The sequence below is a fragment of the Flavobacterium agricola genome (assembly GCF_025919725.1).
Lineage (GTDB): Bacteria > Bacteroidota > Bacteroidia > Flavobacteriales > Flavobacteriaceae > Flavobacterium > Flavobacterium agricola.
This window is the reverse complement of record NZ_CP081495.1, coordinates 1207889-1232075: the sequence shown is the minus strand read 5'-3', so window position 1 is coordinate 1232075 and position 24187 is coordinate 1207889. Positions and strand designations below refer to the sequence as shown.

The window sequence follows — 24187 nt, the reverse complement described above, 5'->3', positions numbered from 1 at the left end:
GTTATGAGAAGTTTAATTTATATTGTTTTAGGTGTATTATTTGGTATCACCATGTATAAAGCAGAGACGGCCTCTTGGTTTAGAATAGTTGAGATGTTTCAGTTCCAATCATTTTATATGTATGGTTTTATGGGCTCTGCATTGATAATAGGAGTTATCGGTACACAAATTATCAAACGCAAAAGTGCAAAAGATGTCGATGGCAAGAATATCATAATTCAACCTAAAGATAAATCAGTTAGTCGTTATTTATTTGGAGGTATTTCTTTCGGCCTTGGTTGGGCACTTATTGGAGCTTGTCCTGGTCCTATTTTTGTACTTTTAGGTGCAGGAACTTATTCTATAATTATTGTACTTTTAGCTGCGTTAACTGGTACGTGGTTGTATGGAATTTTAAGAGATAAGTTACCTCATTAATTATTTAAATATGATAGATAAAAGTTTACTTCAGCAGTATTTTGGTTCTTCATTTGAAGACGAGCTATTAGAAGAAATGGCCAAGATAGCTCAAATAAGATCGTTTAAAGAAAATGATATCTTAATGGATTTAGATGATGCCATAACACATATGCCCCTTTTACTTCATGGTGCGATTAGAATTATGCGAGATGATGATAATGATGGAGAGCTTTTATTATATTATTTAGAAAAAGGTGAAACTTGTGCCATGACTATGACTTGTTGCTTAGGTACTAAAACAAGTAACATTAGAGCAGCAGCAGAAACAGCTGGAGAAATGTTACAAATTCCCGTGCAAATAATGGATAGTTGGTTAGCAAAATATCCTACATGGCGTGCATTTGTTTTTAATAGTTATCAAGACCGTTTAGATGAGATGATGCGCTCTATAGACAATTTGGCATTCAACGATTCTAAAGGTCGTTTAAAAAATTATTTAATAGAAAGTGCAAGTGTAAATAAATCAAGAATAGTAAATAAAACACATGCTGAAATTGCTTACGAATTGAATACCTCTCGAGTAGTGATTTCCAGATTATTGAAAGCGCTTGAAAATGAAGGTTTTATTATGCAGCAACGCAATAGTATTTCAATTATTTAAATTAGAATTTATGATCATAAACAGCCTCTAAAGAGTACTTTACTTTTTAGGGGCTGTTTTATTAGATTTGGTTTGTAACTTATGTTACGCTCTGTTTTTTTAGAAAGTTAGACCTTTGAATAACAAAATAAAAGAACATGGAGATTTTAGGTTTTATATTAACCATTTTAATTGGTTTATTGGTTGGTTTATTTGGTGGTGGTGGAAGCATACTTACTGTACCGGTATTGGTTTATTTATTTGCAATACCAGCAACTTTATCTACTACCTATTCACTTGCCTTAGTAAGCATCACAAGTTTAGTAGCAGCAACTCCTCATATAATTCAAAAAAGCTTATCCTTTAAAAAAATTCTACAGTTTGGAATTCCTTCTATGTTAGCGTTGTACACTGTAAGATCTTATATTTTACCTGCGATTCCACAAACGTTTATGATTTTTGGCTATGAGATAGAAAAAAACGTTTTTATGTTGTTGTTCTTTTCGATATTGATGCTTATTTCAGGCTTCTTCATGATCAAGCAAAAGAAAAACAATCCGGATTGTTTTGATTGCCCATACAACCATTATATATTAATGATTGCCGGTTTAATAGAAGGTTTAATAACTGGGGTTGTTGGTGCTGGAGGTGGATTTATCATAGTACCTATATTGATGATTTTCGGCAAATTAAGTACGAAACAAGCTGTAGCAAATTCACTATTTATAATAGGAGTTAAATCATTGATTGGTTTTTTAGGTTCTCACGATATTTCAATGTTAGATTTCTTGTTCTTAACAAAAATATTAGTAATTGCTTTAGTTGGAATGTACTTTGGAATTCAATTGAATAAAAAATTAGATGCAAAACAACTAAAACCCATCTTTGGATACTTTGTAATGGTAATGGGTTTAGTTATTTTAATTAAAGAGTTAATAATAAAGTAGTTAGTGTAACAAATGTTACCTTCTAAATCAAGAAATCTTACGAAATTTACTTAACAAATTAAAAAATAGAACAAATGAAAGTAGAACAAATTTATACTGGATGTTTAGCACAAAGTGCTTATTATATAGAGAGTAATGGTGAAGCAGCGATCATTGATCCTCTTAGAGAAACTCAACCTTATCTAGATTGTTTAACCAAAAATGGTGTTACACTAAAATACATATTTGAGACACATTTTCATGCTGACTTTGTAAGTGGACATTTAGATTTAAGTCAGAAAACTACTGCTCCAATTGTTTACGGTCCAACTGCTAGTCCTGAATTCGATGCCATAATTGCAAAAGATAACAAAATCTTTGAAATTGGAAAAATTAAAATAAAAGTATTGCATACACCAGGACATACTTTAGAAAGTACAACGTATTTGTTGATTGATGAAAATGGAAAAGAAACGGCTATTTTTAGTGGAGACACCTTATTCTTAGGAGATGTTGGTAGACCAGATTTAGCCCAAAAAACAGCTAATATGACCAAAGAAGATTTAGCTGGAATGTTATATGAGAGCTTATACAATAAAATTCTTCCGTTAGCTGATGAGATTATCGTTTATCCAGCTCATGGTGCGGGTTCTGTTTGTGGTAAGAACATGATGAAAGAAACTGTTGATACTTTAGGTAATCAAAAGAAAATGAATTACGCACTGAATCAACCTTCAAAAGCAGCATTTATTGAAGCCGTAACAGATGGTTTATTACCTCCACCTGCATATTTTGGAATGAACGTTGCGATGAATAAAAAAGGATATGAAAGTTTTGATAAGGTTTTATCTCAAGGATTAAGAGCCTTAAGTGTAGATGAATTTGAAATAATAGCTGAACAATCTGCTGCATTAATTTTAGATACCCGAGCAAATAGTGATTTTGCAAATGGTTTTATTCCACAATCAATAAATATTGGAATACAAGGTGATTTTGCTCCTTGGGTTGGTGCAATGATTGTAGATGTTAATCAGCCTATATTATTAATCACAGAAGAAGGCATGCAAGAAGAAGTTGTTACCCGTTTAAGTCGCGTTGGTTTTGATCAAGTATTGGGTTATTTAAAAGGAGGTTTTCATGCTTGGCTAGCAGCTGATAAAGAAATTGATTTTGTAAACCGTATTACTGCAAGTACTTTTGAACAGGAAATCCAAGGTAAGGAAGCTGTAGTGATAGATGTTAGAACAGCTTCTGAATACGAGGCAGAGCATGTTGAAGATGCATATAATAGACCTTTAGCTTTCATAAACGATTGGATTAAAAATATAAATCCAAAACAAACTTTTTACTTGCATTGTGCTGGTGGTTACCGAAGTATGATTGCAGCTAGTATTTTACAAGCACGTGGATACCGAAACTTTATTGAAATTGAAGGTGGGTTTAATGCCATATTGACTACACAAGTACCTAAAACAGATTTTGTTTGTCAAAGTAAGATGTTTTAGGGAATTGGGGAAATGGATAAAAATTTCATAAAACCAATAAACTTAAATAATTTTATATTAAAATGTTTAAATTTTTAAAAAATAGGTTCACAATGAACAAAAAGGAAGAATTAGAAACTGTACTAAAAAACAATGCTTTTTTAGTAGATGTTAGATCAGCAGCAGAGTTTGCAGAAGGAAATGTACCTGGGTCTGTAAATATACCTTTAGATCAAATAGAAAAACAGTTGAGTAAATTAAAACAACACAAAAATATTATCGTTTTTTGTAGAAGTGGAAACAGAAGTGGTCAGGCAAAAACTATTTTAGAACAAAATGGATTTACTGACGTTATTAATGGTGGAACTTGGCAACAAATAAAAGAAGCTATAAATGAAACAAGAAGATAAAATAGAAGCATGTTGTATCACCCAATGCGATGTGCCGATGGATAAGACCTATTGGGATACGCGCTGGGAGAAAAATGAAACCGGTTGGGATATTGGGCATGCATCACCTGCAATAACTAAATATATTGATGGAGTAAAGGACAAAAACATAGCAATTTTAATCCCTGGGTGTGGTAATGCTTATGAAGCTGAATATTTATTAGAACATGGTTTTAAGAATATTACATTAATTGACATTGCCCCTTTAGCTGTTAAAAATTTAGAGAAACGCTTTAAGGGAAATACTGCAATAAAAATTTTATGTGAAGATTTTTTTGAACATTCAGGTAATTACGACTTAGTCTTAGAGCAAACATTTTTTAGTGCTATTCTGCCATTTAGAAGAAACGAATATGTTGCTAAAATGCATGAATTGCTTAAAAATAACGGAAGCATTGTAGGTGTTTTATTTGATAAACAATTTAACAATCCGTTCCCACCTTTTGGAGGCTGTCCTTGCGAATATCGACCTATTTTCGAAAAACAGTTCCAAATCAAAAAAATGGAAACGTGCTACAATAGTATACCTCCAAGACAAGGTAGCGAAGTTTTTATTCATTTTATAAAAAAAATAAGTGTATGAGAAAATGGCTTCAAACCTGGAATATTATGCGTTTTTTAAGATTAACTATGGGGTTTTTAATCATCTATCAAGGAATTGAATTAGAACAATGGTTATTTGCTGCTTTAGGAGGTTTATTAGTACTTATGCCCTTGCTCAATATTGGCTGTTGTGGAACCCAAGCTTGTGCAGTTCCTAATTCAAAATCAGAAAAAAATAAAAAAGCAACATTTACAGAAATTAAGTAAAATGAAAAAAATCTTTCCAAAACATATATTGACCATTTCGGGAATAGCATTCGGACTTTTAGCTGGTTATTTATACTGGTATTTTATAGGTTGCCAATCTGGAAGTTGTACCATTACATCTAATCCAAAAAACAGTACATTATATGGTGGTTTGATGGGAGGTTTAATTTTTTCATTATTTAAAAGAGAAAAAAAAATGATGACATTTGAAGAAATAATAAATCAAGACAAACCGGTTTTAGTTGACTTTTTTGCAACCTGGTGTGGACCATGCAAAATGCAAGCGCCCGTTTTAGAAGAGGTGAAACAACGAATTGGAGATCAGGTATCTATTATAAAAATTGATGTAGATCAGAATCAAGCTGTTGCAGCTCAATATCAAGTTCGCAGTGTACCAACTTTAATTATTTTTAAAAACGGTAAAATTGTTTGGCGACAAGCAGGTGTTTTTCCTGCTAATGAATTAGAACGCTTATTAAAAGAAAATCTATAAAACTTTGCTTAAAGCAATGTTTTTTTAATTAGGTAACAATTGTTACAAATAGCTATTTCTTAATATTGTATTTTAGTTGAAATAAGACATAAAAAATGAAACGTAAACTATTATTAATTAAAACATTAAGTATCTTTTTACTTTCAAATTTTGTTGTACGTGCTCAAAATATGATTTTTGAACGGATCTATGATGAAACATTATCTCAAGCTAGTTATATTATTGCTAACGAAAATAAAGAAGCTATTGTTATTGACCCTAAGAGAGATATAGATACCTACATTGATTTTGCTAAGCAAAATGGATTAGAGATAAAATATGTTACAGAAACTCATATACATGCTGATTTTTTGAGTGGTTCAAGAGAATTAGCACAAGTGACTAATGCTAAATTATTATTATCTGCTGAAGGAGGTGATGATTGGCAGTATTCATTTTTACACGAGCCTTTAAATGATTTGCAAAAAATTTATTTTGGGAATCTTGAAATTGAAGTCATGCATACCCCAGGGCATACTCCTGAGAGTATAAGTTTTTTGATTCGAAATTTGAAAAATACATCTGAACCTATAAAGGCAGTTACTGGAGATTTTATTTTTGTTGGTGATGTAGGTAGGCCCGATTTATTAGAAAAAACAGCCGGAAAGGAAGGTTCTCAATTTGTTGGAGCGAGTCAATTATTTGAATCTTTAAATAAGTTTATCAATTTACCCAAGAATACAGAACTTTGGCCAGGACATGGAGCTGGCTCTTTTTGCGGAAAAAGTTTAAGTACGGTACCACAATCGACTTTAGAGCAAGAAATGTCTTCAAGTATGGCGTTCAAATATTTAAACGATAAAAAAGCTTTTATTGAGTTTGTTTTAGACGGTCAACCAGAACCTCCAAAATACTTTTCAACGATGAAAGAATGGAATAAATCGTCACGTCCACTACTTATTGAAATTCCTAAATTGAAAAAACTAACTAACACTGAAGCTCTAAAAGCGTATGAAAATAATATTTTGATTATTGATACTCGAAGAAAAGAAGAGGTTGCAAAAGAATATATTCCAGGTAGTTTACACATAGAAAATAGTACCTCTTTTTCCACCTTTGTGGGGTCATTAGTTTCATATAACCAGCCTATTCTTTTAATAGCATCTGAAGCTGAAATTAGAGATATTCAACGTAAATTGATACGCATTGGTATGGATAATCTTTATGGATATATTACTGAAGTGAAGAACTTTAAAAATTTAAAATCATCTAAAATCATTACAGCTGAAGAAGTATTAGAATACAAAAAAGATAAAAAAGTTCAATTAATAGATGTGCGCACAGCTAGTGAATACGAAAGTGGACATATAAAAGGCTTTGAAAACATGTCTTTAAATTCTTTGGATGAAATGAGTATTAGAATTCAAAAAGACGTTCCAGTGATTATACATTGTCAGAGTGGCGTTCGTGCCGCAATGGCCTATTCAATATTAGAGCGATTAGGATTTACGACTATTTTAAATTACAGTGGTAGTATTAATGATTGGAAAGCAAAAAAACTTCCGTTGGTAAAATAAAATAGCAAATCAAAATTAGAACTTTTTGAATCTAGATCTATTTTTAGGAAAATTATAAATTAATGTTTTGTTATTTATCTAGGCGATAGTGAATAAAAACTCTCATTGAATATGTTAGTTACTAAGAGCTGAATAAATATTTTCAACTTGACTAGTCATAATTTTAAATTTAGCATTACTAAAAATAGTTTTAAGACTAAAACCTTAAATAACGTAAAATGTATAATGCTATTTTTAAAAGAAAAGTAATAGAGTTAAGTAATTAAATTTGTATTTCCATTATTGAAGTTGGATTTTCTTACGAAATACTATTTTAAGTGTCTACTTTTTTCCTGACGATTAACATTTATTTTAAACTAAGTACTGAACGAGTTTTAAAAAATATTGATGGAAATTTTTATTTACCGTTGTTAGGTTATCGTTGACTAAATTAATGAAAACTAAATATAGTTTAGCTTAATTATTATAAAAAAGTGAATTTTAAAATTCTTCAATAGAGCATAGAGACTTTAAAAAAAATATGAAAAAAAAATAAAACAAGATAATTTTTAATTACCAAGCTATTTAAAAAAAGTGCTTAGAATTTTTTCTAAGCACTTTTAGGTTAACCACAAAAAATATATTACTTAATTATTTTTTAAAATAACAAAACCATTTCTAACTGCACGTTGTCCGTAATGATCTGATTTTTTGTTATCTGTTGGGAAATTTATAACCCCTGTATCTGACCTATTATCATTTTTTAACCAAAATGTTGTAGAACCACCCCCATCAATATTTAAAGCATCCTTAGGGTTAAAATATTTTTTTAAAAATAATGTAAGCTCTTTGGCAGACATTCCAGCTGCTTTTGTATTTCTGCCGTCAACCGCTACAAACAAAATAGTGCCATTATCAGTAATTGCTACAGCAGTTCTTGGATGTCTTACTCCTTGATGCCTATCAGGATTTTCATACGGTAGTGTTGTTAAGTCTGATACATAATCTCTCACAAAATATGCTCCTGAGGGGTAAAAGTTTTCTATTAATATTGGTGATCCTGACATGATATTTTGAGCTTCTAGATACGTATAAACTTTGTTATTTCCTCTAACAATACCAAAGTCCTTTCCTTTTTTATAGAATGCGCCTTCGTGCTTCCATGCAAATAAGCTACCTGATGGTACCTGAACAGAATCTATTAACACATTATTTGACTTAAAATACGAAGTAGAGTTCCCGTTATTTGCTTTCTTTTCGTAATACGTACCATTGATGGCAAAAATAGCTTTTTCCATATTATTTGCTACCGTAGAGATACTATCCCTTGGGGTAATATCTTTAAAAACTATTTCATAATCTGAAATTAATGGATTTATAGCTAATACGTTAACATTTTGAAATGAGTTGAAATCTTTTAAAAACTGCTTTGGCAATTCATAATGAACAACTCCTTTGTCTAAAGGATTTATTTGCCAGCCATCTTTTACTAATAATACTTCTTCTGTATTTTCTGTAGCGGAAGTTATTTTTTTAGCACAACTAACAGTTAGTGCTAAAATTAATAAAATACTGTATTTTTTTAATAATTTAGTTGTTTTCATTAATATCCTGGGTTTTGGGTTAACATACCATCTGACAAAATTACTTGGCTACCTGGTATCGGGAGTACATATTGTTCTGTTTGAGAAATATTTGGTAAGTTAATTGCTTTGTTAGTTCTTACTAAATCGTAGAATAAAAAACCTTCACTATATAATTCTTTTCTTCTTTCTAATAAAACCAAGTTTAGAAAAGCATCTTCAGAGCTAATGTCAATTGCTGAATATGTAGGTAGATTTCTTGTAGTTCTCACATCATTTAAATAAGATAATCCAGTACCAAGACCATAACCTTCAGCAGCAATAAAATACATTTCTGTTAAACGCGAAACAATTATAGGTTGCACATCCGTGTACTTACTTATAATTGTATTATATGTTCCGTCAGAATTTGTTATGTTTTTAACGTTTATTTCTTTTCTTTTATCGTTGGTTTCGTAAAGCTCGTTTACAACGTATTCTGAGGGCTGAACAAAGTACGATCCTGCCCATTGTGTACCATAAGGCCAAAATAATTGAGATAAGCGTGTGTTAGACTCTGTTGTTAAATTGGCAAATGCAAATAAAATTTCTGACGATGACTTTGTTGCCTGAAATATTCTGCCATAATCAGAATCTAATTTTAAACCACTTTCATTAATTACTTCTGTAGCTAAGTTTGCTGCTTCTGTTTTTTGATTTAAAGCAAGTAAAACTCTTGCCTTAAGTGCTTTGCTAGCTTGAATAGAAACCCTATCGTTAGAGGTTTCGCTTAAAACCTTTGCGTTAGAAATGCTGTAGTCTAAATCATTAGTAATCTGATCCCATATTTCTTTAGCAGACACACGGGGTAAATTAGCAGTTGTATTTGTTGTAATTAGTGGAACTCCACCAAATATTGTAACCAAATTGTAGTACATGTAGGCTCTAATATACTTAGCTTCTGCTATAATTGTTGTATTGTTTGTTTTTTCAGCGGCTTCAATAATATTGTTAGCGTTGTATATATTTTTATAACAATATTGCCAGTAACTGCTAGAAAATGCATTTCTATCGTCTAACCCATTTCCCGTAATTAAAACACCAAATTTGCTGTTGTTACCTGAAAGAGCAGTCCAAGTATAATTTCCTCCTCGAATATCGTTGTAAAAATAATCGTCTCGAATAGGGGTAGAAGTACGGTACAAACCGTTAAGAAAAAACTGAATATTACTTTCTGTTATTTGTTCTGGAGATATAGCGTTTTCTGAATAAATATCTAAATCATTTTGACATGATTGAAATCCTATTGCTAAAGAAAAAAATAATAGGATATTTTTAATTGAATATTTTTTAGTTTTCATATTTTAATGATTAATTGATAGTAATACCTAGTAAAAACGATCTAGGTTGTGGTGTAACTAAATTGTCTATTCCAAAGCTTGCTGCATTTGTTCCGCTTGCAGCTTCAGGATCATACCCAGAATAATTTGTAATAGTAAATAGGTTATTTACAGTAGCAAATACTCTAATATTTTCAAATCCTATTTTTTGAAGTAAAGCTTCAGGTAACGTGTATCCAACAGTTAAATTTTTTAACCTTAAGTATGAACCGTCTTCTATATAGTATGAACTATTTTTTGTATTCCAACTTCCTTTTGTTGCACGCGGAACCCAATTAGATGTTCCAGGTCCAGTCCATCGGTCGTTATATGAAGATGCAATATTGTTGTAATCTGTTCCTCCCAAATGGTCTAAACCAGTACGCCAATTTGAAACAATATCATTTCCAACTGAAAAAGTTGCAAAAATAGACATGTCAAAGTTTTTATATTTAAATGTATTGGTAAATCCACCGAAAAAATCAGGTTGTGAATTACCTATTACGGTTCTGTCTGATGAGTTTATTTGACCATCTCCGTTAATATCTGCATAAATTATGTCTCCAGGTCTTACGCCTTGGTTGTATAAGTTGGTTGGTATTTGATCAACTGTTTGGTAAATTCCTTGATGCTCGTATCCATAAAAAACACCTAATGGTTGTCCTTCAATAATAGCGTTCCAATTACCTATAGTAACAACACCATCACCTAATAAACTTTTTACTTCATTTTTAATTAATGATAGGTTTAAATTTGTAGTCCACGTAAAATTAGGATTTGATATGTTAATTGATGAAATAGTAAACTCATGTCCAACGTTTCGCAATTTTCCAATGTTTTGAGTCATATTAGAAAAACCACTAGTTTGTAAAATAGGTACGTTATATAATAAGTCTTTAGATTCCTTAATAAAAAAGTCATAGGTAAAGTTTAAACGGTTACTTAAAAAACTTAAGTCAATACCTATATCGCTTTGAGTATTTACTTCCCATTTTAAGTTTTTATTACCTATGGATGTAATACTTAAACCTGTAGTACCGTTATAGTTGTATCCTCCTTGTGCTAAGGCAAAGTAATCGTAGTTACCAATCCCATCTTGATTTCCGGTTTTCCCCCAACTGGCTCTTAGTTTACCGAAGTTGATAAAGTTGACATTATTCATAAATTTTTCACTCGAAAAAATCCATCCTGCTGAAACCGAAGGGAAATAGTCGTAACGGTAATCTTTATTAAATTTAGAAGAGCCATCTCTACGAATAGTTGCAGATACTAAATATTTATCGTCAAAACCTAAGTTTAAACGACCAAAATAGGACTCAATAGCATATTCTGACATAGAACTAGAGCCAGTAACAATTGTTGCTGCGTTTATGTGCTTAAAGTCGTTAGCTGGAAACTCTCGTCCAGTTACTGTGTTGAAGGTATATTTGTCTGAAAAATAAGAATGTCCAATCATTGCATTAACATTAAAGACATCAAACAAAGTTTTTTCGTAAGACAATACATTGTCAAAAGCCTGGCTGTATCTCGTATTACGGCTATCATTAATCCACCCTAATCCTCCGTTATATGGATGACCAATTTCTTGACGTCTGGCACCATGACCAATTCTTAACTCCGAATTATAACTGGTTTTAAAAGTAAAGCCATTCAAAAAGTGGTAAGCACCATACAGGTTAATTAATGATTGGTAATTTTTATCATCAGTATGGTCTTTATCTAAAATAATTAATGCGTTGTGTCTTAAAATATCTTTACCACCAACTGAATAATCTCCATTTGCTAAATAAGGAGAATCGTAAGGTCTTTGTTCTAAAGAACGCTGAAACAATGCTGTTCCTTGATCACCATTTGGTATTGATGAACTTTGTGTAAAGTTTCCGGCAATGTTAAAACCTAAATCAAACTTATCATTTGGTTTGTAATTTACATTTGAACGAAGTGAATAACGTTTTAAAGAACTTTTATTAATTAAGCCTTCTTGATAAGCATAACCAATAGAATTATAAGTTTTAACTTTTTCGTTTCCGCCGCTTACAGAAAAATCTGTTTGAGTAGTTGTTGCAGCATTTCTAATAATTAAATCTTGCCAACCAATATCCGTATAGTTTTCAGGTACTTTACCTAAAACTTTATTAATATCAATGTACCCTGGTTTTCCTGGTATATAACCAAAATCTTGGTTATAATTATTAACTGCCTCGTTTTGTAAATTAATATACTGATCACTAGACAACAAGTTCATTTTCTTTGGCATTGTACTTAAGCCTGTTAACTGAGAAAATGAAAATTTTAATTTACCTTTTTTTCCTTGCTTTGTGTTTATAATAATAACTCCGTTGGCACCTCTTGAACCGTAAATAGCTGTTGCAGCAGCATCTTTTAAAACATCCATAGATTCAATGTCAGACGGATTAATTAGTGATAATGGATCTTGTACAAATTCTCCAGAGTAATTATAACTTGCATTTGATTTTGAAATTGGAATACCATCAATTACGTATAAAGGTTCATTATCTCCGTTAATAGATGATATACCTCTAATACTAACTCGAGATCTGCTGCCTGGCGTTCCGTTAGCCGTTGTTAAATTAACTCCGGCTACTTGTCCTTGTAATAATTGATTTGCAGAAGAAACATTTCGAGGTGAGATATTTTTAGTTTTTACTTTACCAATCGATGATGTTAAATTTTTTCTTTTACTATCTCCATAACCAACTACAACAATTTCATCTAATTGGTTGATGTTATCTTCTAACAATACTAAATCAGTGTTAAAACCTACAATACCGTGTATTGTAATATAACCGTCTAAAGAAACGTAGAAGTTTTTTCCTTGTAATGTTTTAGGTAATTCTACCATACCATTCTCATCGGTAAAAAAAACTAGAGAATAGCCTTCTACTTCTAACATTGCATTTACAACGGGTTGGTTGTACTCATCCATAACTTGAAGCTTGTAAAAGCTTTGAATGACGTTGTAAGTTGTTGCGTGATACTCCTTAGCATAAAGCGAAAATGGAATCGCTAAGGGTAAGCAAAATAAAATAGTTTTTTTGAGCATAATTTTTTGAGCTTAGTTTTAAGCAAAACTATTTTATAAATGGGGGATATGTATTATGACTTATTTAAGAAAATATTAACTAAGTGTAAAAATAAACTTGTTAATTGTTTAATTTTTAATCTGTTGTTAATGCGTTTGTTATGTTTTTTTTTAGGATAATGTTTTAATAGATAAGTTTTTATTTTTTGAATTATCTATTTATACGAGGTACGAATGATTTAAAAAGCAAGTTAAAAAGGTTTGACCTTTATATATAGGATGATTTTTTGTATCAATTTATTATATTTAGATGTCGTTATTTAATACAAATACATTAAAAATTACTGAAATAGTGAGCTTTTTTGTTTAAAAGCTATTTTAAATTTGACACCAAAAGATGTGTACTTTGGTATATCAGGCCGCATTTTAAGACAAAGAGGAGTTATTAAAAATCAAACTTTGAAAAAAGAAAGCAACTGTATTTTAAAGAAAAAATAATACATTTATAAATAAAAATACTCTCTTAATTTTTTTAATCAAAGTGTCTCAATTCTTTTGACAACATACAGAATTGAGATTGAGAGTGTCGTACTTCATCACTTCGTAGACCTTAAATACAACTATTTTAGTTTTGATTTTAGTATTTCATAAGGTGTTTTTCCTTTAAATGAACCATGTGGTCTGTTGAAATTATAAAAATTTTCCCATTGTTCTAATTTTTGATTTAGATCGACATCATCAGTATAGCTTAAAAGTTGATAAAACTCTTTTTTATCAGTCAAATGAGATCGTTCAACTTTCCCATTTAACTGAGGTGTACCTACCTTTATAAATCGGTGTCTCATACCTAAATCTTGAACATGCCAATGAAATTTTGATTGAAATTCATGTCCATTATCTGTTTGAATTGTATTAATTCTAAATGGAAATTTTTCTACAACATAATTTATGAAATCAATTGAACTTAGTTGGTTATGTATTTCATAGATTTTAAGCGCTCTAATTCGTGTAGCATCATCAATCGCTGTATATTGGAAGCGCTTGATTTTTTGACCATTTGCATCTTTAAAAATTAGAAATTTAACATCAACCTGTACATGATGACCAGGTGTTTCTTTTTCGTATCTAATACTATGCATGGCTCTTCTAGTTACTTTTCTGTCTAACCGACTAATATTATGACGCTTTAGAATACGATAAACACTTGATTCTGATATTAAAATGTCATGATAACGTTCTAAATACCATTTAATTCGCCAAGTCCCTAATTTATGTTCTTTTCGAAGTTCTAATACTTTATTTACAATTTCTTGCTTGATTTGATTGGGAAATGTACGAGGGCTTGGCTTCTTTCTAAGTAAACCTTCTTCTCCATGTTCATCATATGCTTTTTTCCATTTATAAAATGTACTCTTTTTAACGCCAAAAAAATTATATGCGATAGAGTTGTTTCCATATTCTTTAGCGTATTTTAGAACTTGTAGTTTTTTATTATAAGTTAAATAAGCTTCTATTTCTTTTGTCTTTTTCATCATCATAAGGCTATATTAGTTTTTTACTAATTTAGTCTACGAAGATGTGACGTATTCACAGAATTGAGATTGAGAGATGCTATACTTTTGACATAACTCTGATACAGAGATTTCGGCTCGCAAGGCTTCCATAACGATTAAAATCTTTTGTTCTGCTGTAAAGATTCGACGCGTGTTGTTGCGAATATCTTTTACAAACTTTTCTGGAGTTTTCTTTTTAGATGTAGCCATAATTAAAAGTAATGTTTTTCGTTTAAACACTATCTTAACTTTTCTATTTTATGTGTCCACTTTTTGCTGACGATTTACAATTAATGATGAAACTGTAAAGCAAATAAAACAAATAAATAAGCCATATGTTTTGTCACAAAACTTTATAAAAAAATTTCAAGCAATTGTAAAAAGAAATGACTTTGTAGGCTTCCCCTTTTTAGTACAAGTTAAAAGTATACAATATAATACATAGTTTATCACAGTTGAAGGGCTGAGTGAGGCGAAGGTGTAGCCGTAGCGGAACGAAGCCCTTCAACTGTTTTTTCTTTCTTTATTTTATAATTCACCGGACTAATACCTTCTAGAGAATCGTGTGGTCTGTGGTAATTATAATCGGTAACCCATTGGTCACTTATTTCTCTGACTTGGTCAATGTTATCGAACAAATATGCATCGAGTACGTTTTCACGATAACTTTTATTAAAACGTTCTATTAAAGCGTTTTGTGTTGGTTTACCTGGTTGGGTGTATTTAAATTCAATTTCCATAATCTGGCTCCAATCCTGTGCTAATTTAGCAATAAATTCGGGTCCATTATCCATTCTTATTCGTTTTGGTTTTCCATGTTTGTTTACAAGATGTTTTAAAACCCAAATAACTCTGCTGCTTTTGAGTGAATAATCAGTTTCTATGAATAATACTTCTCTATTAAAATCATCTATAACATTAAAACTTCGGAACTTTCTTCCGTTGGTTAAACTATCGCTCATAAAATCAATACTCCAAGTATGGGTAAAACTTTCAGGAATTTCAATGGTTTCTTTTACTCTTTGAGGTAAACGCTTTTTAGTCTTTCTGCGATGAGCAAGACCAATCTGTTTGTAAACCCTATGCAATCGCTTATGATTTACTTTGTCTCCATCATTACGAAGGCGATAATAACACTTCCAAAAACCTTCTCTTGGATAGTCTTGAGCAAATTTCTCTAATCGCTGGATTAAATCAGAATCATTTTTGATAGATTGATACACAAAGCTACTTCGACTAGTCTGTAAAATACAGCAAGCCTTGCTTTTACCTTTAGGATATTTGGTTAAAACATCTTTTATGATAGCTCTTTTATAACAAGGCTTTAAAGCTTTTTTTCGATTATATATATTTAGCCATATCTAGTTCTAAAGCTAAATCAGCATACATGCGTTTGAGTTTAGTATTTTCTTCTTCTAGGGCTTTCATTTTCTTTAATTCACTTGCTTCCATGCCACTTATAAAACGTAGCTTTACTAACTCCATGTTCTCTAACAATTGCATTAATATCTTTGCCAGATTCAAATTCTTGTAGGATCTTAGAAATTTGATTGGGAATAAATTTACTACTCTTCATAATTACAGTTTAGTTTAAAATTAATAATTTTTCTCGTTTTAAACTGTACTTTTTTTGGGGGAGCTTACAACAACAAGAACAACAACAACACAACAATTCTACTCTACCAATGTACACATCTTCAGGTTTTAAATTATTTATAGCCTCATGATACTTACTGTTGTTATAATTTTCTACAAATTTTTCTAATGTTTGTATTAACTCTTCAGGATGGTAATAATGATCTAATTTCACTACGTTTTTCATTATTCAGTGATATCTTTCGATCTTTCCCTGTGTTCGTGGGTTTAGTGGTTTGCCTCAAATGTACTTCATTTTGTGCATTTTTTAAAGTAATCATTTAGTTCACTTGATACGTAACACGGCCCATTATCAGAAGCAACTTAGGTTTTTGTTTGCCTTTTCAATAGCCATTTTTATGGTCTTTTTTACATCCGTAGCCTTCATTGAGCTACATAACTCCCAGTGAATGATATAGCGGCTATAGTCGTCTAAAATTATACTTATAGTTAATAAGCTGTTAGCATTCAATAACTTATTTTTTATAAACACAATATATAATTCTATATAAGCGTTAATTATTTATTAAAAAATCTAAAAATTAGTTTTAAAATCTAAATATTCTCTTAAAATGGATAAAAAGATTAGTAAAAGCAAAATTAAGGAAGTCGTTAATGCAGCATATCAAAAATTTTTAAATGAGCAATCAGGTAAAAATGCTGATTATATTCCTTATTTGGCAAATATTGATAAAAATTTATTTGGTATTAGTGTTTGTTTACTAAATGGTGAAATTATTGAAGTAGGGAATACTGATTATCATTTTGGTATTGAGTCAGTTTCAAAAGTGCATACAGCCATTTTAGCTATGCGTCAATATGGAAGTGATGAAGTGCTAAATAAAATTGGTGCAGACGCTACCGGATTGCCCTTCAATTCAATTATGGCTATTTTGCTAGAAAATGATCACCCTTCAACGCCATTAGTCAATGCAGGAGCTATTTCTGCTTGTAGCATGGTCAAACCAACAGGTGACTCAGATGCTAAATGGAAAGCAATTGTTACAAATATTAAAGATTTATGTGCTAGTGATCCAGTTTTAATCGATGAGTTATATAAATCTGAATCAGATACAAATTATAACAACAGAGCCATTTCTTTTTTGTTAAAAAACTTCGACCGTATTTATGATGACCCCGATCTATCTTTAGATTTATATACACGCCAGTGTTCTTTAGGAATTACAGCTCAACAACTTGCTATTACTGGAGCAACTATTGCTAATAAAGGGTTTAATCCGGTTAGTAAACAGGTTGTTTTTGATGCTGGCTTGGCTCCTAAAATTACTTCATTAATTGCTAGCGTAGGTTTTTACGAACATACAGGGGATTGGATTTATAGTTCCGGAATTCCTGCTAAAAGTGGTGTTGGTGGCGGTGTTATGGGAGTAATGCCAGGTTTGTTTGGTATTGCTGCTTTTGCTCCCCCATTAGACGATGCTGGTAATTCTGTTAAAGCCCAATTAGCTATTAAATATATTATGAACGAATTAAGTTTAAATGTATTTAGTGGTGATCAAGTTGTTATTGAATAATTTTCACGATTATAACTAACCAATCTATTTATTATGTCAAATATTAAACAAACTGCTAAGCTAGGTGTTTTTACCTTAGCAATCATGAACGTTACTGCTGTAGTTTCATTGCGAGGTTTACCTGCAGAGGCGACTTATGGATTAAGTTCTGCATTCTACTATTTATTTGCAGCACTTGTTTTTTTAATTCCTACCTCATTGGTAGCGGCCGAATTGGCAGCTATGTTTCAGAACAAACAAGGTGGAGTTTTTAGATGGGTAGGTGAGGCTTACGGCAAACGAGTAGGTTTTCTTGCTATTTTCCTTCAATGGTGTGAAAGTACCATTTGGTTTCCAACGGTTTTAACTTTCGGAGCTGTATCAATTGCTTTTATAGGTACAGATCATTCGCATGATTTATTACTTTCTAGTAATAAGTTTTATACTTTAATTGTTGTTTTAGTTATTTATTGGGGCGCTACATTTATATCCTTAAAAGGAATGGATTGGGTAGGTAAAGTTGCTAAAATAGGAGGTTTGGTCGGTACTATTATTCCAGCCGCGTTATTAATTATTTTAGGAGTAATTTATTTAGCTTCTGGAGGACACTCTAACTTAGATTTTCATAGTAATTTCGTTCCTGACTTATCAAAATTTGATAATTTGGTATTAGCATCTAGTATATTTTTATTTTATGCCGGAATGGAGATGAGTGGTGTTCATGTTTCTGAGGTAGATAAGCCAGCAGTTAATTATCCCAAGGCTGTTTTTATAGGTGCTTTAGTAACTGTTACTATTTTTGTTTTAGGAACTTTTGCTCTGGGTATTATTATACCTAAGGATCAAATTAATTTAACACAAAGTTTATTAGTTGGTTTTGATAATTATTTTGAATATTTAAAAATGTCCTGGTTATCACCTGTAATTGCATTAGCTTTAGCTTTCGGGGTTTTAGCAGGTGTGTTAACATGGGTTGCAGGCCCTTCTAAAGGTGTATTTATAGTAGGTAAAGCAGGATATTTACCACCTTTCTTTCAGAAAACCAATAAAATAGGAGTGCAACAAAATATTTTATACGTTCAAGGCATTATTGTAACTTTATTGAGCTTACTTTTTGTAGTAATGCCATCAGTGCAAAGCTTTTATCAAATATTATCACAGCTAACCGTTTTACTATATCTTATTATGTATTTGTTAATGTTTTCTGCTGCTATCGCTTTGCGCTATAAAATGAAAGATACTGATCGTCCATTCCGTATTGGTAAAAAAGGAAATTCATTAATATGGTTTATAGCAGGTTTAGGCTTTTTAGGATCGTTATTAGCTTTTGTTTTAAGCTTTATTCCACCAAGTCAAATAGATACGGGTAGCAATACCGTTTGGTTTTCTGTATTAATTATTGGCGCAATTGTAGTAGTTGCAATTCCGTTTATAATTTTTGCAAATCGCAAAAAATCATGGGAAGATCCAAATTCTACAATAGAGCCTTTCCATTGGGAAGAAAATAAATAATTTAAACTTTAACCATTAATATTCTATAGTATGGCTTTACATTCAGTGAACAAACAAAAAAAAGATCAGTTTCCTGATGCATATTCAGGACGTATTAGTTTGCAAGACGGATCTGTTTACAAACTACCAAAAACATCTAACGATCCAAAATCTGTTAAGGATTTAATTTTAGATGAATTATTGTTAGATGGTAATGCAAAACAAAATTTATCAACTTTTTGTCAAACGTTTTTAGGTGATGAAATTCATGAAATCATGGATAAAAGTATTGACAAAAATATGATAGATAAAGATGAATATCCACAAACCGCTGAGATTGAAAATCGTTGCGTTCACATTTTAGCTGATTTATGGAATTCACCTGCTAGTGAAACAACATTAGGTTGTTCTACAACTGGGTCTAGTGAAGCTGCAATGTTAGGTGGTTTAGCTTTAAAATGGAAGTGGAGAGAAAAACGCCAAAAGGCAGGTAAACCTACAGATAAACCAAATATAGTTACTGGGCCAGTGCAAATTTGCTGGCATAAATTCGCACGTTATTTTGATGTTGAAATTCGTGAAATTCCAATGGAGCATGGAAGGTTATTAATGACACCAGAAGAAGTTTTAAAACGTGTGGATGAAAATACAATTGGGGTTGTACCAACTTTAGGTGTTACATTTACATTGCAATATGAAAATGTAAAAGCTGTAAATGATGCGTTAGATAAGTTACAAAAAGATACCGGGTTAGATATTCCAATTCACGTTGATGGGGCTAGTGGAGGTTTTTTAGCACCATTTATTCATCAAGATGTTGTGTGGGATTTTAAATTACCACGAGTAAAATCTATTAATACATCTGGACATAAATTCGGATTATCACCTTTAGGTGTTGGATGGGTTGTTTGGAGAACAAAAGAGGATTTGCCTGAAGATTTAATTTTTAATGTAAATTATTTAGGTGGAAACATGCCAACATTTGCATTAAATTTCTCAAGACCAGGCGGACAGATTATTTCTCAATATTTCAACTTTTTACGCTTAGGCCGTGAAGGTTATACTGCTATTCAACAAGCATGTTCTGATCACGGGCAATATATAGCTAAAGAGATAGATAAAATTGGACTTTTCGATATTTTATACGATGGTAAAGGTGGAGTTCCGGGTGCAGCTTGGGTACTTAAAAAAGGCGTGAACCCTGGTTTTAATCTTTTTGATTTATCTGACAGAATGCGTATGAGAGGTTGGAACATTGCTTCATATTCATTACCATCAAATTGTGAAGATATGGTTATTCAGCGTGTTTTAGTACGTTATGGTTTTAGTCATGATATGGCAACTTTGATGATTGAAGATTTAAAACGCTGTATAGAATTCTTTAAAAAACATCCAGTTACATCATCTTCAGATGCCGATGATTCAGCAACTTTTCATCATTAATAATATTTAAAAAAAGAGCTATAAATTTATAGCTCTTTTTTTAAATAAATACAGGATATTATAAATATATTACTTTATTCTTATCTGTAAGTAAGTTGTAAAAAATATACGTATAAAATAGTAAATTTAATATAGTGCTTAACGTTATTTGTATTAACTCAAGTTTGTTTTGCTTTAGTTGGTTACTTTCTGATTCAACATTTTAAACCTGAGTGTTTATTTGGGGTAGGAGGTATGTGTATGAGGTTTTTTACAACACTTTTAAAATCAAATTATAGAAAAATTAATAAGAAACAGTGCCATTAATAATTTTGTTTGTTATGGTTATTGATAGATAAAACGAAGAAAATTAAATCATATTTAGTACATTTTTATATCTTTTCAAGATTTGATTTATAAGTTTATTTGCTCTAGCTTGGATTTAAATATTTTAAAATACTCTTGTTTGTAAGTATTGTTTAAAAAACTCCTGTTAATTAAATCTTCAACTTTATTGGCTTGCTTAGAAAAGTCTTTGTAAATATTGTTTCGGACAATTTCAGATATTCCTATGTTATCTGCTAATTTATCAAAGTCAGCACGTTTAATTCTACTTTTTCGACCGTTTAATGTTAGTGCTAGTTCTTCATCATCTTTTGGATATAATAAATTTACATTTAATAGATCATAAGCTGGTGAAAGTAATATTCCGTTTTCTGAATGAATCAAAGAAAAATTCTTTAGATGCATGTCGTTATTACCTGTAAGAAAGCAAAATAAAACCAATCTAAAGTAATTAATACTATCTAAACCTGAGTTTGTTGCATAATGCCTGATTATTTTACCTACACGTTCGTAAGAACTTTTATATTTTTGCTCTGTTAATAGTTGCGATAGTTGACATAAATCTTCGACATGAATTTTAGTGCCTTTTATTCGATCAAAGCGTTTAGTTATATAAGCAAGCTCGTTAGTTGAAGTTCTAATTAAAGCATGTTGAGCAGTTACTATTTTAAATGTTTTAGCTAAATGCATGGTCAAATCCTCTACCTCTGGCATAAAAGCAAATTCTTTAGATTGAGGTTTTAATATGTAATCTCCCCAAAGCCCAACCAAAGTTAAACGTTTATTGCCTTTCTCACCGCTTAAGCTTAATGATATTTTTGGTTGAACTCCTGTTAAAGCTAATCTTTCATTCACTGTTATTTGTGCTAGCTTATTTAATTTCTCTTGATCTAATTCTAGAAAAGGAACTTGTGTTGTTCCAAAGAACTTCTTTGAACAACTAGAATGGTATTCATCAATTTCGACCGGTTTATAACAGAACAAGCAGTTATTCATAATTTTCGTCTTCTATTGGATATACAGAAACAGCACCTATCGTATCTCTGCATAAATTGATTAATAACTCGAAACGATCTCGTGGATTTAATTTCCAATGTTTTTCCCCAATTTCTAATAACCAACCTTCTGGAATTAAACCATCAAAAAAAGGAAAAAGAATATTGCTTTGGTAGCTTTTTTTCGATAGAGGTATGGTTAAGCTTATTGGTTTTGAATTTTTATTTTCAAGATATTCCATATCATATTGAAATAAATATCCTTGGTCATTTTCAGTTAAGTAACCAGCCAAAAGATCTTGATAAAATATTTTAGCTTGACGTGCCATTATTCTCTATTTTATTTATTACTCCAACTTCTTTTCCAAATAAGGATAATACATCATTTACTTTATCTAAACGGAGTGTAGTTTTCCCTTGTTCTAATTCACGTACAAAACGTAATCCGACTCCAGCATTTAAAGCCAACTCTTCTTGAGTTAGTTTTAATTCTTTGCGCTTTTGTTTTACAAATAATCTTATTGAATCCATATATATACCTTTTCAGGTATAAATATAATAAATAAAAACATTTTATACCACATTGGGTATAAAATATTTGAAAAGCTTATTTCTATACCCGATAAGAGTTATTTTTTGTTTTGAAAAATGTATGAAATTATAAGCCAAGCATCATCATATTTTATACAAGAAAGTGTTTCAATTTGTTTAAACGAAAAACATAAATTTAATTTCAAGTATATCTAAAAGCACAGTATAATATTGGTGTACCCTTATTTTTAGTAACTCAAGTTTATTTTGTTCTACAAAGTTAAATGAGCCGATTATTTTATTTAATCGGCTCATGACGTATATCTGGAAAGATAAGAATTGTATTGATTTTAAAATTTAAAATTAATCTTAATACTTAAAAGCACTAGCCATCAATTCCTGCTCAGCTCGTGATATTCCAATTTTTTTAGCTACAATTTCCCAGTTTTTCACAACATTTTTTACTTCTTCTATAATCAGATCCATTTCTTTAGTTGTTAGCCTAAAATATTCTCCAACACTTTTTGCTAATTCAAAATCTAAATCATTATTATCCATATCTATGTTAATAGCTAAACCGCTTTTATCTATGGAGGGATTTAAATCATATGCTGGTGATAAAATCCAACCTTCATTAGTGAGAATAAAGCCGTGATTTCGTAAGTGATCATCTGTATTTGAAATGGCAATATTAAATATTATTCTACGCCATAATTGCGCTAAGTTCTCTTTTATATGCGTTCCATTATTTTGGATAAACTCCGCTAAATCTAAATAACTAGCCGGTTGGTTTTTTAAAAGCTCTTCACTATTACCCGTCATTGTCATTGCTGAAGCAAAATGGATGCGTTCAAGTCCATCTCGATCAAAACGTTTGGTAAAAAAAGTATGAAACCTACCATTAATCTTTTTCTATTTTGCACTCTGCCATTGTAATTCCTGCTTTTATAGCTAATAGATATGCTAAGTATTCCCATGCAGCTTTATCTATCGTATCATTTTTAGAAGGAAATTTAGCAATCCAAGGATGTTTGTATTCGTCTAAAATATTGGCTTTAGGGCGAGCTCCACCTAAGGATGATCCTGGTGCTATAAGTAACTGTAACCATTTAGAAATGGCTTCACTATCGGTTTCATTTTCATAGTGAACTACCGCTTGTTGTAATTCTCGTACTGTTGACCAAGGTGGGGTTGCTTTTTGCATATCATTATCTAAAAAAGGCCCATTAGGATCTAATTTAAACCGTATAGCACCCATTCGAGTTTCATCATACACCCCTAATAAGAAGTCAATGTCATATAAATTCTTGGCTTTCTCCTTATTTAATATAGCGAGTTGTGCCTCGCGCCTTTTCATTAGTGTACGGCCCCAAGTATCAGGCATACTGTCTAAGAAAACACCAAAGTTTTCTTTATTATTTGCAAATTGTGGTCCAGTATATAATTGTAAATCCGGATCTAGTTGATCAACATGGCCTGATTGTAACCATTGCTTATCGTATATAAAGCTAAATGCTTTACGACCTTTTGCTTGATGAGCAGATAGAATACCCATTAATAAAGGTCCGTCTATGCCTTTCCAATCTGCATATACATATAAATCAATTTTTTGTGCAGCCATTTTACAATAATTCTAAATCTTGCAATTTACGTCCGAAGGTATCATCACCTGCTAACTTAAGAAAGTCCTCTTGTAACCCTAAAACACGTAGAACATTAAAGTATGCTCCCATAGCTACACTAGGGTCACCTTTTTCTACTAAACTTAATGTAGATCGAGCAATATCTGCTCTTTCTGCTACTTGCACAGCTGTTAATTTTCTACGTTTACGAGCCAACTTAATTTGCTCACCCATTTGTGCCAATGTATTTTTGTGTCGAGGTAAAATAATTTGCCTTCTCATAAATGTCTGTTATTTACTTCAAAAGTACAAAAAACAACTGAAATAACGGACGTTTTGTTTTGAAAACAAATTTATAT

Annotated in this window: 24 protein-coding genes and 1 pseudogene; 12 read left to right on the top strand and 13 right to left on the bottom strand. The window is 31.2% G+C overall.

Features of this window, described 5'->3' with window-relative positions; translation table 11 throughout:
• The first annotated feature begins 3 nt into the window (after nt 1–3).
• The 9 genes from K5I29_RS06150 to K5I29_RS06105 all read left to right on the top strand — a co-directional run bounded on the left by K5I29_RS06150 (nt 4) and on the right by K5I29_RS06105 (nt 6757).
• The gene (locus K5I29_RS06150) at nt 4–417 is read left to right on the top strand and encodes a YeeE/YedE family protein (protein ID WP_264435021.1); all 414 of its coding nucleotides are present in this window, start codon (nt 4–6) and stop codon (nt 415–417) included.
• A gap of 10 nt (nt 418–427) precedes the next feature.
• Entirely contained in the window at nt 428–1060 is a 633-nt protein-coding gene (locus K5I29_RS06145; RefSeq protein WP_264435020.1) for a Crp/Fnr family transcriptional regulator, read from the top strand.
• A gap of 137 nt (nt 1061–1197) precedes the next feature.
• Nucleotides 1198–1986, top strand: a complete 789-nt coding sequence (locus tag K5I29_RS06140; protein WP_264435019.1) for a sulfite exporter TauE/SafE family protein — start codon at nt 1198–1200, stop codon at nt 1984–1986.
• Nucleotides 1987–2060: 74 nt separating this feature from the next.
• Nucleotides 2061–3470: an MBL fold metallo-hydrolase gene (locus tag K5I29_RS06135; RefSeq protein WP_264435018.1), complete on the top strand. Its 1410-nt coding sequence runs from the start codon at nt 2061–2063 to the stop codon at nt 3468–3470.
• Nucleotides 3471–3562: 92 nt separating this feature from the next.
• Complete coding sequence (locus K5I29_RS06130; protein ID WP_264435017.1) at nt 3563–3859, top strand: rhodanese-like domain-containing protein; 297 nt, start codon at nt 3563–3565, stop codon at nt 3857–3859.
• Nucleotides 3843–4481 carry a TPMT family class I SAM-dependent methyltransferase gene (locus K5I29_RS06125; RefSeq protein WP_264435016.1) on the top strand — a complete coding sequence of 213 codons (639 nt, stop codon included), beginning with the start codon at nt 3843–3845 and terminating at the stop codon, nt 4479–4481. The genes K5I29_RS06130 and K5I29_RS06125 overlap by 17 nt, the downstream gene beginning before the upstream one ends.
• A complete protein-coding gene (locus K5I29_RS06120) occupies nt 4478–4708 on the top strand; it encodes a hypothetical protein (RefSeq protein WP_264435015.1) in 231 nt (76 codons plus the stop codon). Before K5I29_RS06125 ends, K5I29_RS06120 begins: the two co-directional genes overlap by 4 nt.
• 1 nt (nt 4709) lies before the next feature.
• The gene (trxA, locus tag K5I29_RS06110) at nt 4710–5201 is read left to right on the top strand and encodes a thioredoxin (protein WP_394358588.1); all 492 of its coding nucleotides are present in this window, start codon (nt 4710–4712) and stop codon (nt 5199–5201) included.
• A 95-nt stretch (nt 5202–5296) separates the two neighbouring features.
• Nucleotides 5297–6757 carry an MBL fold metallo-hydrolase gene (locus K5I29_RS06105; RefSeq protein WP_264435014.1) on the top strand — a complete coding sequence of 487 codons (1461 nt, stop codon included), beginning with the start codon at nt 5297–5299 and terminating at the stop codon, nt 6755–6757.
• Nucleotides 6758–7383: 626 nt separating this feature from the next.
• Here K5I29_RS06105 and K5I29_RS06100 read toward each other — a convergent pair.
• The 7 genes and pseudogenes from K5I29_RS06100 to K5I29_RS06070 all read right to left on the bottom strand — a co-directional run bounded on the left by K5I29_RS06100 (nt 7384) and on the right by K5I29_RS06070 (nt 16095).
• Nucleotides 7384–8340, bottom strand: a complete 957-nt coding sequence (locus tag K5I29_RS06100; protein WP_264435013.1) for a phosphodiester glycosidase family protein — start codon at nt 8338–8340, stop codon at nt 7384–7386.
• Complete coding sequence (locus K5I29_RS06095; RefSeq protein WP_264435012.1) at nt 8340–9659, bottom strand: RagB/SusD family nutrient uptake outer membrane protein; 1320 nt, start codon at nt 9657–9659, stop codon at nt 8340–8342. Before K5I29_RS06095 ends, K5I29_RS06100 begins: the two co-directional genes overlap by 1 nt.
• 10 nt (nt 9660–9669) lie before the next feature.
• The gene (locus tag K5I29_RS06090) at nt 9670–12741 is read right to left on the bottom strand and encodes a SusC/RagA family TonB-linked outer membrane protein (protein ID WP_264435011.1); all 3072 of its coding nucleotides are present in this window, start codon (nt 12739–12741) and stop codon (nt 9670–9672) included.
• A 599-nt stretch (nt 12742–13340) separates the two neighbouring features.
• On the bottom strand, nt 13341–14252 hold the full coding sequence (locus tag K5I29_RS06085) for an IS481 family transposase (protein WP_264435168.1): 912 nt from the start codon (nt 14250–14252) through the stop codon (nt 13341–13343).
• 36 nt (nt 14253–14288) lie between these two features.
• A complete protein-coding gene (locus K5I29_RS06080; RefSeq protein WP_264435010.1) occupies nt 14289–14513 on the bottom strand; it encodes a transposase in 225 nt (74 codons plus the stop codon).
• Between the two features lie 290 nt (nt 14514–14803).
• Nucleotides 14804–15849 (bottom strand): annotated as a pseudogene (locus tag K5I29_RS06075) (IS3 family transposase); the annotation flags it as partial.
• Nucleotides 15850–15858: 9 nt separating this feature from the next.
• On the bottom strand, nt 15859–16095 hold the full coding sequence (locus K5I29_RS06070) for a hypothetical protein (protein WP_264435009.1): 237 nt from the start codon (nt 16093–16095) through the stop codon (nt 15859–15861).
• A gap of 385 nt (nt 16096–16480) precedes the next feature.
• Here K5I29_RS06070 and glsA point away from each other — a divergent pair, with 385 nt between their 5' ends.
• The 3 genes from glsA to K5I29_RS06055 are packed head-to-tail and all read left to right on the top strand — an operon-like array spanning nt 16481 to nt 20356.
• Nucleotides 16481–17443, top strand: a complete 963-nt coding sequence (gene glsA, locus K5I29_RS06065; RefSeq protein ID WP_264435008.1) for a glutaminase A — start codon at nt 16481–16483, stop codon at nt 17441–17443.
• Nucleotides 17444–17476: 33 nt separating this feature from the next.
• Complete coding sequence (gene gadC / locus K5I29_RS06060; RefSeq protein WP_264435007.1) at nt 17477–18934, top strand: putative glutamine/gamma-aminobutyrate antiporter GadC; 1458 nt, start codon at nt 17477–17479, stop codon at nt 18932–18934.
• Nucleotides 18935–18964: 30 nt separating this feature from the next.
• Nucleotides 18965–20356 (top strand): glutamate decarboxylase, encoded by a 1392-nt coding sequence (locus tag K5I29_RS06055; protein ID WP_264435005.1) that lies wholly within the window; start codon nt 18965–18967, stop codon nt 20354–20356.
• A 393-nt stretch (nt 20357–20749) separates the two neighbouring features.
• Here K5I29_RS06055 and K5I29_RS06050 read toward each other — a convergent pair whose 3' ends face one another.
• From K5I29_RS06050 to K5I29_RS06030, 6 genes are all read right to left on the bottom strand, one after another.
• Nucleotides 20750–21676 carry a HipA domain-containing protein gene (locus K5I29_RS06050; RefSeq protein WP_264435004.1) on the bottom strand — a complete coding sequence of 309 codons (927 nt, stop codon included), beginning with the start codon at nt 21674–21676 and terminating at the stop codon, nt 20750–20752.
• Entirely contained in the window at nt 21669–22004 is a 336-nt protein-coding gene (locus K5I29_RS06045) for a HipA N-terminal domain-containing protein (protein ID WP_264435003.1), read from the bottom strand. The genes K5I29_RS06050 and K5I29_RS06045 overlap by 8 nt, the downstream gene beginning before the upstream one ends.
• Nucleotides 21988–22206, bottom strand: coding sequence for a helix-turn-helix transcriptional regulator (locus tag K5I29_RS06040; protein WP_264435002.1), 219 nt, complete (start codon nt 22204–22206; stop codon nt 21988–21990). The genes K5I29_RS06045 and K5I29_RS06040 overlap by 17 nt, the downstream gene beginning before the upstream one ends.
• A 369-nt stretch (nt 22207–22575) precedes the next feature.
• A complete protein-coding gene (locus K5I29_RS13445; protein ID WP_317134304.1) occupies nt 22576–23034 on the bottom strand; it encodes a type II toxin-antitoxin system HipA family toxin in 459 nt (152 codons plus the stop codon).
• A gap of 73 nt (nt 23035–23107) precedes the next feature.
• Nucleotides 23108–23827, bottom strand: coding sequence for a type II toxin-antitoxin system HipA family toxin (locus K5I29_RS13440; protein ID WP_317134303.1), 720 nt, complete (start codon nt 23825–23827; stop codon nt 23108–23110).
• Between the two features lies 1 nt (nt 23828).
• Complete coding sequence (locus K5I29_RS06030) at nt 23829–24110, bottom strand: helix-turn-helix domain-containing protein (RefSeq protein WP_264435000.1); 282 nt, start codon at nt 24108–24110, stop codon at nt 23829–23831.
• Between the last annotated feature and the right edge of the window lie 77 nt (nt 24111–24187).

Coding starts and splice junctions, on each gene's coding strand:
- K5I29_RS06125 (WP_264435016.1), top strand. CDS start 3,843: ATGAAACAAGAAGATAAAATAGAAGCATGTTGTATCACCCAATGCGAT.
- K5I29_RS06070 (WP_264435009.1), bottom strand. CDS start 16,095: ATGAAAAACGTAGTGAAATTAGATCATTATTACCATCCTGAAGAGTTA.
- K5I29_RS06130 (WP_264435017.1), top strand. CDS start 3,563: ATGAACAAAAAGGAAGAATTAGAAACTGTACTAAAAAACAATGCTTTT.
- K5I29_RS06030 (WP_264435000.1), bottom strand. CDS start 24,110: ATGAGAAGGCAAATTATTTTACCTCGACACAAAAATACATTGGCACAA.
- K5I29_RS06090 (WP_264435011.1), bottom strand. CDS start 12,741: ATGCTCAAAAAAACTATTTTATTTTGCTTACCCTTAGCGATTCCATTT.
- K5I29_RS06085 (WP_264435168.1), bottom strand. CDS start 14,252: ATGAAAAAGACAAAAGAAATAGAAGCTTATTTAACTTATAATAAAAAA.
- glsA (WP_264435008.1), top strand. CDS start 16,481: ATGGATAAAAAGATTAGTAAAAGCAAAATTAAGGAAGTCGTTAATGCA.
- K5I29_RS06055 (WP_264435005.1), top strand. CDS start 18,965: ATGGCTTTACATTCAGTGAACAAACAAAAAAAAGATCAGTTTCCTGAT.
- trxA (WP_394358588.1), top strand. CDS start 4,710: ATGAAAAAAATCTTTCCAAAACATATATTGACCATTTCGGGAATAGCA.
- K5I29_RS06145 (WP_264435020.1), top strand. CDS start 428: ATGATAGATAAAAGTTTACTTCAGCAGTATTTTGGTTCTTCATTTGAA.
- K5I29_RS06050 (WP_264435004.1), bottom strand. CDS start 21,676: ATGAATAACTGCTTGTTCTGTTATAAACCGGTCGAAATTGATGAATAC.
- K5I29_RS06140 (WP_264435019.1), top strand. CDS start 1,198: ATGGAGATTTTAGGTTTTATATTAACCATTTTAATTGGTTTATTGGTT.
- K5I29_RS06120 (WP_264435015.1), top strand. CDS start 4,478: ATGAGAAAATGGCTTCAAACCTGGAATATTATGCGTTTTTTAAGATTA.
- K5I29_RS13440 (WP_317134303.1), bottom strand. CDS start 23,827: ATGGCTGCACAAAAAATTGATTTATATGTATATGCAGATTGGAAAGGC.
- K5I29_RS06100 (WP_264435013.1), bottom strand. CDS start 8,340: ATGAAAACAACTAAATTATTAAAAAAATACAGTATTTTATTAATTTTA.
- K5I29_RS06135 (WP_264435018.1), top strand. CDS start 2,061: ATGAAAGTAGAACAAATTTATACTGGATGTTTAGCACAAAGTGCTTAT.
- K5I29_RS06045 (WP_264435003.1), bottom strand. CDS start 22,004: ATGGCACGTCAAGCTAAAATATTTTATCAAGATCTTTTGGCTGGTTAC.
- K5I29_RS06150 (WP_264435021.1), top strand. CDS start 4: ATGAGAAGTTTAATTTATATTGTTTTAGGTGTATTATTTGGTATCACC.
- K5I29_RS06040 (WP_264435002.1), bottom strand. CDS start 22,206: ATGGATTCAATAAGATTATTTGTAAAACAAAAGCGCAAAGAATTAAAA.
- gadC (WP_264435007.1), top strand. CDS start 17,477: ATGTCAAATATTAAACAAACTGCTAAGCTAGGTGTTTTTACCTTAGCA.
- K5I29_RS06095 (WP_264435012.1), bottom strand. CDS start 9,659: ATGAAAACTAAAAAATATTCAATTAAAAATATCCTATTATTTTTTTCT.
- K5I29_RS06105 (WP_264435014.1), top strand. CDS start 5,297: ATGAAACGTAAACTATTATTAATTAAAACATTAAGTATCTTTTTACTT.
- K5I29_RS13445 (WP_317134304.1), bottom strand. CDS start 23,034: ATGACAATGACGGGTAATAGTGAAGAGCTTTTAAAAAACCAACCGGCT.